Consider the following 8,133-nt stretch of genomic DNA (forward strand, 5'->3'; position numbering starts at 1 on the left):
GCCGGGGCCGCCGCCGGGGCGGGCTCGTCCTGGGCGGCGGACACGAGGAGGTCCTGGAGCCGCCGGTGGACGTCCTCGAAGACCCGCACGTGCTCGGCGACGGGCAGCCCGCCCAGCCCGCCGAGGGGCGCGACGGCGGCGTCGACGCGCGGGTCGCCGGTCGGGTCGGGCGGCGGCGCCGCCGGGAACTCCGGCTCCGGCACCGGCACCGGCGCCTGCGCGGCCTCCGCGGCCTCGTCGGACATCACTTTTACCTCCCAAACGGTCCCGGAGCGCCCGCCACGAGTCGCCTCCGGCTCATTCCGAACGCTACCGTCCCTGAGCGACATCGTTGCCGGACGAGGGGGGAACGGCCTGACCATGGCGAACGAGGACGACTGCCGCGCGGCGCTGGAGCGCATCGCGGCGCGGCTGGCGGAGGTGGACGGCGACCGGCTCGCCGAGCACGTCGTGGAGCGGACGATCAGCTGCCGCATCAGCGACCTCGGGCTGGCCTACCGCACCCGGCTCCACGCGGGCGGCCTCGACCCGTTCGAGGCCGACGGCGACCCGGAGTCGGCGCAGGTGCGCCTCACCGTGGGCAGCGACGACCTCGTCGCCATGGCCGGCGACGAGCTGCATCCGGCGAAGGCGTGGGCGGCCGGCCGCGTCAAGATCGAGGCGAGCTTCCTCGATCTGCTGCGGCTGCGGAGGCTGCTCTAGGGCCGGGCCGGGCCGGCGGGCGGTCTAGAGCCGCAGGGCCTCCAGGGCGCCGGTGAGGGCCTCGGCGGGCGGCGGCGTGTCGCTCTCCCAGGCGGCGGACGCGAGGGCGCGCAGGCCGTCCCAGGGGTCGCCGGAGCCGGTGACGGTGAAGGCGTCGCCGTCGCGGCGGGCCGCCCAGTCCCGGCAGCGGTGCGCCCCGTCCGCGCGGACGGGCTCCGGGTGCGGGACGAGCAGCCCCGCCAGGTCGGCGGCCAGGAAGCTCGGGCGCCGGTGCGGCGGCGCGGTGAGGGCCCGCAGGGGGTCGGTGACGCCGGTGAAGACCAGCAGGCTGTCGGCGCCGCCGTTCCAGGCGCCCTCGATGTCGGTGTCGAGCCGGTCGCCGACCACGAGCGGGCGCCGCGCGCCGGTGCGCAGGATCGACTCCTGGTGCAGCGGCCGCTCGGGCTTGCCGGACACGATGGGCTCGACGCCGGTCGCGGCCATGATCACGCGGAGCAGGGCCCCGTTGCCGGGCTGCGGCGGCCCGTCGCCGCCGGGGATGGTCAGGTCGCCGTTGGAGCCGACGAACAGCGCGCCCATGCTGACGGCCCGCGCCCCCTCGGCCAGCGTCCCGTAGGAGAGGTCCGGGTGGTAGCCCTGGACGACGGCGGCCGGGCGCCCCGCCGCGGTCGACACCGGCCGCAGCCCCTGCGCGTAGAGGGCGTGGCGCAGGCCCATGCCGCCGACGACGAGCACCTCCGACCCGGCGGGCAGCCGCTCGGCGAGCAGCCGCGCCGCGGCCTGCGCGGAGGTCACCACGTCGGCGGGCTCGGCGGGGACGCCCACCTCGGTCAGCAGCGCCGCGACGGCCGACGGGGTGCGGGAGGCGTTGTTGGTCACGAACGCCAGCCGCTGCCCGGCCGCGCGCGCCTTGGCGAGCGACTCCGCCGCCGCCGGGACGGGCCTGCGGCCGACGTAGACCACCCCGTCGAGGTCGAGCAGGGCGACGTCGTACGCCTCGCTCAGGGGACGGTCGCTGCCTTTCATCGCGCTCCTCATGCGTGCGATCGTACGGGGGTTGTTACCGATGGGTAAGGGCCGGGTCAGCGCCGGGCGTCGAGGGTGGCCCTGGCCTGCCGCAGCGCCCTGGCGTAGTCGGGGTTGTCGGGGCGCATGGCGGCGGCGAGCGCCAGCTGCTCGACGGCGCCCGCGAAGTCGCCGAGCCTGCTGAGCGCCAGCCCGAGCCCGAACCGGGCGTAGTCCTCGGCGGGCTCCTCCTCGACGATCCCGCGGAAGCTCTCGGCGGCCGCGCCGAACTGGCGGGCGCCGAACTGGGCGCGGCCGAGCGCCTCCCGGATGCTGTGCGACCCGGGCTCGGCCTCCGCCGCCCTGGCCAGCAGCTGCAGCGCGGCGGCGGCGCTGCCGGACCGCAGCAGCTCCAGACCCCGCGTGTACCACTCGTAGACCCCGCCGCCCGGCGAGGCCGCATGCTCGCCCGGGTCGGTACCCGCTTCCGCGCCCCGGTCGGCGCCGGGGTTCTCGCTCGGGGAATCCTCCGGCCGCCCAGGCCCTTGACCACTCATATGGACCTCCCCTCGGATCATTACGACCGTACCCGCCGGGACGCCGCGCGCCCTCCGCTGAATACCATGCCCAGCGTGGACGACGACCTCTCCTCCGGCCTCGCGCCGGAGGAGTTCAGCGCCCGGATCTTCGGGACCGCGGGGCCGCGCACGGGCGGCGGCCTGGAGCTGGCCCCGTTCCGCGGCGTCCGCTACGTCCCCGCGGTGGCGGGCGACCCGGCGGCGGTGACCATGCCGCCCTACGACCTGATCGACGAGGCGGCGGCGCTGCGGCTGCTGGCGGGCGGCGGGCACAACATCGTCCGGCTCAACCTGCCGCGCGCCGCCGGGGAGAGCTACGCGGCGGCGGGCGGCCGGCTGCGCCGCTGGCTGGCCGAGGGCGCGCTCGCCGCCGACCCCGAGCCGGCCCTGTACGTCTACGAGGCGGCCCGCGGCGGCACGGTCCTGCAGCGCGGCCTGATCGGCGCGCTGGGCCTGCGCGCCGAGGCCGACGGCGTCGTGCTGCCGCACGAGAACGTCTTCCCCGGCCCGGTCCGCGACCGGCTCGCGCTGATGACGGCCGCGAACGCCAACCTGGAGCCGATCTTCCTGGTGTACGAGGGCGGCGGCGACGCGGCCCGGATCGTCGACGACGCCGCCGCGCACGCCCCGCTGCTGGAGTTCGACGCCGACGACGGGCTGACGCACCGGCTGTGGAGCATCACCGATCCCGCCGCGCACGCGCGCGTGGCCGCCGACCTCCGCGACAAGCAGGCCCTGATCGCCGACGGCCACCACCGCTACGCCACCTACCGCGCGCTGCAGGCCCGCCGCCACGCCGCCGGCGACGGCCCGGGGCCCTGGGACGCCGGCCTGGCGCTGCTGGTCGACTCGACGCGCTACCCGCCGCACCTGGGCGCGATCCACCGCGTCCTGCCCGGCCTCCGCCCGGACGAGGCGGTCGAGAAGGCGCGCAAGGTGTTCCGCGTGACCGACTTCACCGACGAGGGCGCCGCCGTGGCGGCCCTCGCCGCAGCGGGCGGCCCCGCGTTCCTCCTCGGCGGAGGCGACGCCCTGCACCTGCTCACCGACCCCGACGCGGACGCCCTCGCCCGCTGCCTGCCGTCCGAGCACTCACCGCGCTGGCGCGGGCTCGACACCGCCGTCCTGGACCACGTCCTCATCGGCGGCGTGTGGGACGTCCCGGAGAACGAGAACGCCATCGAAGTGGTGCACGACGACCCGTCCGCGGCCATCGCGCGCGCCCGGCACTCGGGCGGGACGGCGGTCGTCCTGAACCCGCTCAAGGTCGAGGACGTCCTCGCCGTCGCGGGCGGTGGGGAGCGCGTCCCCCGCAAGTCGACGTCGTTCGGGCCCAAGCCCCGCACCGGTCTCGTCCTGCGGCTCCTCGACCCGGACGCCTCCGAGAGGCCATGATCGGGGAATGGACACCGCGACCACGATCACGCCGCTCGGCGGGGACGTCTACGAGATCGACACCCGGATGGCCGGCTACAGCGGCATCACCGCCGGATACCTGATCCTGTCCGACCGGCCATGCCTGGTCGAACCCGGCACGTCCGGCTCGGCGCCCGTGGTGCAGGCCGCGCTGCGGCAACTCGGCGTAGGGCCGGACGACCTGGCGTCCGTGGTCGTGACCCACATCCACCTCGACCACGCGGGCGGCGTCGGCGACATCGCGGAGATGTACCCGCGCGCGGAGGTCGTCGTCCACGAGAAGGGCGCGCGGCACCTGGCCGACCCGGCACGGCTCATGCGCAGCGCCCGCATGGTGTACGGGGACAGCCTCGACACCCTGTTCGGCGAGCTGAAGCCCACCGACGCCGCCCGGATCCGGGCCGTCGAGGACACCGGCAGCATCGACCTCGGCGGCGGGCGGCGGCTGGAGTCGCACTACTCCCCCGGCCACGCCAAGCACCACGTCGGGCTGATGGACTCCCGGACCGGCGACCTGTACGTGGGCGACGCCGCCGGCATCTACATCCCGGAGACGGCGGACGTGAAGCCCGCGACGCCGCCGCCGGACTTCGACCTCGACACCGCGCTGGCGTCCCTCGGCAGGTTCCGGGCGCTGGGCCCGCAGCGGCTGCTGTTCGCGCACTACGGGCCCGTCACCGAGGTGGACGCCACGCTGGAGCGGTCGGCGGAGGAGCTGCGCGTCTGGGTGGACGCCGTCCAGGACGCCAAGGACCAGGACCTCGACCTCGACCACGCCGTCGCCATGGTCGTCGACCGGACCAGGCACCGCTACGCCATCATGAGCGACGACACCGACCCCGACCTGGTCGCCAAGTACGAGGTGCTGAACAGCGCGGAGAGCAACGTCACCGGCATCCTGCACGCCCTGAGCAGGCACGCGTGAGCGCTCAGCGGCGGAAGGGGCCGGTCACCTCGAACGTGCAGCCGTCCGTCCCGGCGATGAAGCCGCTCTTTCCGCGCTGGGACGAGAAGTACAGCCGCGACCCGTCCGGACTGAACGCGCACCCGGTGATCTCCGACTCGTCATGGCCGACGACGCGCAGGAACGGGGTCACGATCCCGTCCCTGGTGATGAGGTTGATTTCCATGTTGTCGCCGTCCTCGGCGACGTACAGCTCACCGGACGCGGTCGCGGTCACGGCGTCGACGCCGTGGAGGGGCGCCTCTCCTGTGGTGACCAGGTCGTCGTCGTAGGCGATGTCCAGACTCTCGTTGGCGGCGTCGTAGGCCCACACCCGGTTGTCGCCCTTCGTGGTGAAGTAGCAGACGCCGTGCGTGTAGTAGCACCCCTCGCCGCCGTCGAAGCGCATGGCGTCCGCCACCTGCTCGCGGGTCGGCGTCAACCACAGCTGCGGGCTCGGTACCTTCGTCCACCGGACGGGGCCCGTCCCGGAACCGACCAGGACTTCGAGCGTCCCCGACGACAGGTCGCCCCACGTGTTCGGACGGAACCGGTAGAAGCAGCCGTCCCCTTGGTCCTCGGTCAGGTAGACGACCTTGCGTTCGGGGTCGGACGCGGCGGCCTCGTGCTTGAACCTGCCCATCGCCGGACGCGCCACCGCCGACTTCTGCCCGCGCGGGTCCGTCTCGTACACCAGGCCGAAGTCGTGCTCCTCGCACGACAGCCACGTGTTCCACGGTGTGGCGCCGCCGGAGCAGTTCAGCGTGGTGCCGTTCAGGATCCGGTACGCCGACGTCACCTTCCCGGTCGCGTCGAACCGGATCGCGGACACGCCGCCGACGACCGGGACCTCCGAGTTGCTGACGTAGATCCAGCCGTCCCCGTCGGCGAAGCACGCGCCGCCGTCGGGCGCCGGATGCCAGGTGTGGCGCGTGCCCTCGACGCGCTGCATCGACCGCGCCACGACCCGGCTCGTGAAACCCTCCGGCAACTGCACGCCGTTGCCGTCCGCGGCGCCCGGCGGCCCGTACGGGCTCGGGCCGGGCTGTGCGGGCCCGGCGGCGAAGGCCCGCTGCCACAGGGCGCCGGAGAACGCGGTCGTGCCGCCGGCGACGGCGGAGGCGCGCAGGAACGTACGTCGGTTCAGGGGCATGACTCTCCTCAAGGAGTCGATCTCCGCCGGACGTGTCCAGCGGCCCCCCGAACGGCGCGGTCCCGTGAATATCCGGGAAACCTACCCGCCAGTCAAGTACCGGTGGTCAAGCCCCTGCCGGCGGCTCCTCCTCGGGCCCGCCGGGCTTGCCGGGCCGCTCCTCGCCGGTCGCCTCGGGCTCCAGGAACACCGCCGGGGCGTTCGGGGCGTCCCCTTCCCGCGCCTCCACCACCTCGGGCTCGGCGGGCTGGAACGCGATGTCGGTCGCCGCCGCCGGCTCCGACGCCGCACCGGAGTCGCCTTCGTCCTCCGCCTGCGCCGCGTCCTCGGCGTGCTCGGTCTCGTCGGCGTCCTCGGTCTCGCCGGCGTCCTCGGCGTCGTCGGCGTCCTCGGTGTCGAGGATGTGGAGCCCTTCGATCTCGGCGTAGCGCTCGGCGGCGTCGGTGTCCCCGTCCCGGTCCGCGGCGGCGGCCCGCGCGAACCAGTCGGCGGCCTCCTCGGCGCGCCCGGCCTCGACGAGCGCGTCCGCGTAGGCGTAGAACAGCCGCATCGACCACGGCCGGAGCCGCCGGTCGCGCAGCTCCGAGATCTGCAGGGTGACGACGGCGGCGTCGTACTGCCCCATGTCGCGGCGGACGCCCGACTCCACGATGCGCAGTTCGATGCGCCCCATCTGGTCGAGCTTCCCGGCCTCCGGCGACTTGATCAGGTCGAGGGCCCGCTCGGGCCGGCCGAGGCCCCGCTCGCAGTCGACCATCACCGGCAGGTACGAGTCGTCCCCGGCACCGAGCCGCCGGGCGGCGCGCAGCTCGGCGAGCGCCTCCGCCCATTCGCCCGCGTGGTAGGCCGCGATCCCCGCCGCCTCCCGGACGATCCCGACCCGGGACGCGAGCCGCCGCGCCGCCTTCGCGTGCTTGTAGGACTGCTCCGGCTCGTCCTCGGCCAGCCGTCCCGCCATCACGAGATGGCGCGCGACCTTGGCGGCCAGGTCCTTCGGCAGCGTGCGCAGCTCGACGCGCGCGTCGGCGTCCAGCTCCTCGCCGGTGACGTCGTCCGGCAGCAGCGGATCGTCGTGCGCCGGCGCGGGACGCTCGCGCTCCTCCGTCCGCGGCCGCCGGTCCTGCCGGTCGCGGGGCGGCCCGTAGGAGCGCCCGCCGTCCTGCGGACGCCTCTCGCCGCGCCCCTTGAACGGCGGCCTGCCCTTGTCGCGGTCGCCGGGACGCCCTTCGCGCCCGCCCTCGAACCGGCGCCCCGCCGGACGGCGCTCCTCGCGCCCCGGCCGGTCGTCGCGGTCCTTGAACCGGCGCTCGGGCGGACGTCCCTCGAACCGACGCTCGCCCTGCCCACCGGCCGGACGCCCGTCGCGCCGCGGCCCGCCGCCCTGGCCCTGCCCCTGACGGGGCCCGCCGAAGCGGCCCTCCTTGCGCTCGCCGGGCTTACCGCCGAACCGGCGCTCACCGGGCCTACCCTGCCCACCGTCACGCGGGCCGCTGAACCGGCGCTCGCCAGGCTTGCCCTGGCCGCCGTCACGCGGACCACTGAAACGACGCTCACCGGGCCTACCCTGCCCGCCATCGCGCGGACCACTGAACCGGCGCTCGCCAGGTCTGCCTTGCCCGCCATCGCGTGGGCCGCTGTACCGGCGCTCGCCGGGCTTGCCCTGCCCGCCATCGCGCGGACCGCTGAAACGACGCTCGCCAGGCTTGCCCTGGCCGCCGCGCGGTCGCTCGAACCTGCCTTCAGAACGGTCGTTCCGGGGCCCGCCGGGGCGGCCCTCACGGCGGTCGTCCGGTCGTCCCTCGCGGGATTCCGGACGCCGGTCATCGGAACGCTTGAACGGACGGCCGGGCTTGCGGTCATCGCGCTGCCCGCGCGAGTCCCGGTCCTTCCACCCGCCGCCCGCGGGACGGCCGCGTCCGCCCTGCGGACCGCCGGCGCGGGGCGCTCCACCGCGGGGGCCTCCGCCCTTGCGGTTCCCGGGCCCGCCCTGGCCGCCGCGGGGGCTGGCCCCGCGACGGGGCGGGGTGCCCCGCCGCCCGTTGTCGCCCCGCCGTTCGCGGCTGTCGTCGCCGCGGCCGTCCTCTTCCGCGCTCATCACGTCCGTCACTGTTCTTGATGGTGTTCGTGGATACTTCCAGCCTACTTTGGCCGGGGGCCCACATGCGTCGAGGGCCGCCCCGCGAAATAGGGGCGACCCTCGACCAATTCATGTCCGGCGGCGTCCTACTCTCCCACACGGTCTCCCATGCAGTACCATCGGCGCTGAAGGGCTTAACTTCCGGGTTCGGGATGGGACCGGGTGTTTCCCCTTCGCCAAAACCACCGAACGTCTCAAC

Annotated in this window: 8 protein-coding genes and 1 rRNA gene; 3 read left to right on the forward strand and 6 right to left on the reverse strand. The window is 75.2% G+C overall.

All coding sequences use genetic code 11. The features are described 5' to 3' along the window. Window positions 1-245: hypothetical protein (locus ETD96_RS36165; protein WP_171069394.1), on the reverse strand; the 245-nt coding region annotated here is incomplete at its 3' end. 115 nt (window positions 246-360) lie between these two features. Here ETD96_RS36165 and ETD96_RS36170 point away from each other — a divergent pair. Then, the gene (locus ETD96_RS36170) at window positions 361-702 is read left to right on the forward strand and encodes an SCP2 sterol-binding domain-containing protein (RefSeq protein ID WP_138640974.1); all 342 of its coding nucleotides are present in this window, start codon (window positions 361-363) and stop codon (window positions 700-702) included. A gap of 24 nt (window positions 703-726) precedes the next feature. Here the strand turns inward: ETD96_RS36170 and ETD96_RS36175 are convergent, their stop codons facing one another. Both ETD96_RS36175 and ETD96_RS36180 read right to left on the reverse strand, forming a co-directional pair. After that, the gene (locus tag ETD96_RS36175) at window positions 727-1,728 is read right to left on the reverse strand and encodes an HAD-IIA family hydrolase (RefSeq protein WP_138640978.1); all 1,002 of its coding nucleotides are present in this window, start codon (window positions 1,726-1,728) and stop codon (window positions 727-729) included. Between the two features lie 56 nt (window positions 1,729-1,784). Continuing rightward, window positions 1,785-2,264 carry a tetratricopeptide repeat protein gene (locus tag ETD96_RS36180; protein WP_138640975.1) on the reverse strand — a complete coding sequence of 160 codons (480 nt, stop codon included), beginning with the start codon at window positions 2,262-2,264 and terminating at the stop codon, window positions 1,785-1,787. Window positions 2,265-2,330: 66 nt separating this feature from the next. On the opposite strand from ETD96_RS36180, the gene ETD96_RS36185 reads away from it, so the two are divergent. Next, the gene (locus ETD96_RS36185) at window positions 2,331-3,680 is read left to right on the forward strand and encodes a DUF1015 family protein (protein WP_138640976.1); all 1,350 of its coding nucleotides are present in this window, start codon (window positions 2,331-2,333) and stop codon (window positions 3,678-3,680) included. Between the two features lie 7 nt (window positions 3,681-3,687). Next, entirely contained in the window at window positions 3,688-4,626 is a 939-nt protein-coding gene (locus tag ETD96_RS36190; protein WP_138640977.1) for an MBL fold metallo-hydrolase, read from the forward strand. Between the two features lie 4 nt (window positions 4,627-4,630). On the opposite strand, the gene ETD96_RS36195 is transcribed toward ETD96_RS36190, so the two are convergent. The 3 genes from ETD96_RS36195 to rrf form a co-directional block, all read right to left on the reverse strand. After that, window positions 4,631-5,797, reverse strand: a complete 1,167-nt coding sequence (locus tag ETD96_RS36195) for an alkaline phosphatase PhoX (protein WP_171069395.1) — start codon at window positions 5,795-5,797, stop codon at window positions 4,631-4,633. 106 nt (window positions 5,798-5,903) lie between these two features. Beyond that, entirely contained in the window at window positions 5,904-7,892 is a 1,989-nt protein-coding gene (locus ETD96_RS47135) for a hypothetical protein (RefSeq protein WP_240808485.1), read from the reverse strand. 115 nt (window positions 7,893-8,007) lie between these two features. Continuing rightward, window positions 8,008-8,124: ribosomal RNA gene (gene rrf, locus ETD96_RS36205) — 5S ribosomal RNA — on the reverse strand. Between the last annotated feature and the right edge of the window lie 9 nt (window positions 8,125-8,133).

It is taken from the genome of Actinomadura geliboluensis (genome assembly GCF_005889745.1).
GTDB lineage: Bacteria > Actinomycetota > Actinomycetes > Streptosporangiales > Streptosporangiaceae > Spirillospora > Spirillospora geliboluensis.